Source organism: Mesorhizobium sp. M7A.F.Ca.ET.027.03.2.1 (assembly GCF_003999175.1).
In the GTDB taxonomy this organism is placed as follows: domain Bacteria; phylum Pseudomonadota; class Alphaproteobacteria; order Rhizobiales; family Rhizobiaceae; genus Mesorhizobium.
In genome coordinates this window covers 1-1,124 of sequence record NZ_RZOM01001452.1, presented here as the reverse complement: position 1 = coordinate 1,124, position 1,124 = coordinate 1, and the positions used below count along the sequence as shown (strand labels likewise).

Here is a 1,124-nt window from a genome sequence, read left to right as displayed (position 1 = left end):
GGCCCCGACCCGGCGCTCCTCGCATCGTCGCTGGCCAAGGCGGTAGAATTCGGCATCGACCATCATGCCGGCCTGACGGTGTGCAGCGACATCTTCTATCACCCGGAAGGGCGCGCCCGTTTTGCCGTTGCGCAAGCGGAAGGAGCCCTGGCCGTGGATATGGAAACCAGCGCGCTCTATCGCATATCGGAGCATTTCGGAGCGCGTGCGCTGTCGATGTGTGTCGTGGTCGACAACATCGAGACCGGCGAACAGACCGACTATTCCGAGCGCCAGGCGCTTTTCACCGACATGAGCCGTCTGGCGCTCGCTGTCGCTGTGGAAGCGGGCTAAGCAGCCTCCCGCTTCGGCACCATCTGCTCATCCATTCCCGGCCGATGGCCCCGCAGATAGAGCGCGCAGGTGGTGCGCAGCATCGACGCAAAGTTCGGGATGGCGCCGTTGATCTCGATGGCTTCGTCATAAAGCTTCGAAATGAATTTTGGCGTCGTCAAATCCTGGTTTTCGGCGATTTCGTCCAGCAAAGCCCAGAATGTCGCTTCGAGCTGGATGCTGGTCGAGTGGCCGTCGATGCGAATCGACCGGTTGATCTGGCGATAGCCTTCGGGATCCTGGCCCGCAAACACCCTGCACATCCGACAAACCTCCCAGATTGTTGGTCTTGGGTGGACGGGCGTGCAGTTTGATACTGCTTGACCTGTCCCCACATGCATTCTCGGGCAAAATTGCCGGTCCGGCAATCGGACTTTCGTCCCGTTCGCGGCTGCGGGCGTGGTAACCGGCTGCCACCACCTTTTTCCCGTGCCGCGCATAATCGCCTCCACACCAGAACGGAGACTGATTTGGCCAAGGCGATCCACAGTATGATCCGGGTTCTCGACGAAGCCCGATCGCTCGATTTCTACAGAAACGCCTTCGGGCTCGATGTCGCCGACAGGCTGGATTTCGAGACATTCACGCTCATTTACCTCAGCAATGCCGAGGCAGGGTTCGAGCTCGAACTGACCGTGAACAAGGATCGGCAGGAGCCTTACGGGCTCGGCGACGGCTACGGCCATCTGGCGGTCTCGGTCGTCGAACTCGACGATTTTCTTCGGGTTGAGCCCTAGCGCGCCGAGACGATC

At 60.3% G+C, this 1,124-nt stretch carries 1 protein-coding gene and 2 pseudogenes; 2 read left to right on the top strand and 1 reads right to left on the bottom strand.

All coding sequences use genetic code 11. The features are described 5' to 3' along the window. A pseudogene (locus EN750_RS35535) lies at positions 1-333 on the top strand (purine-nucleoside phosphorylase); the annotation flags it as partial. On the opposite strand, the gene EN750_RS35530 reads toward EN750_RS35535, so the two are convergent. Next, positions 330-635: a ribbon-helix-helix domain-containing protein gene (locus EN750_RS35530; protein ID WP_127268969.1), complete on the bottom strand. Its 306-nt coding sequence runs from the start codon at positions 633-635 to the stop codon at positions 330-332. The pseudogene EN750_RS35535 and the gene EN750_RS35530 overlap by 4 nt on opposite strands. Positions 636-842: 207 nt before the next feature. Between EN750_RS35530 and EN750_RS35525 the strand changes: the two are divergent. After that, a pseudogene (locus EN750_RS35525) lies at positions 843-1,085 on the top strand (VOC family protein); the annotation flags it as partial. Between the last annotated feature and the right edge of the window lie 39 nt (positions 1,086-1,124).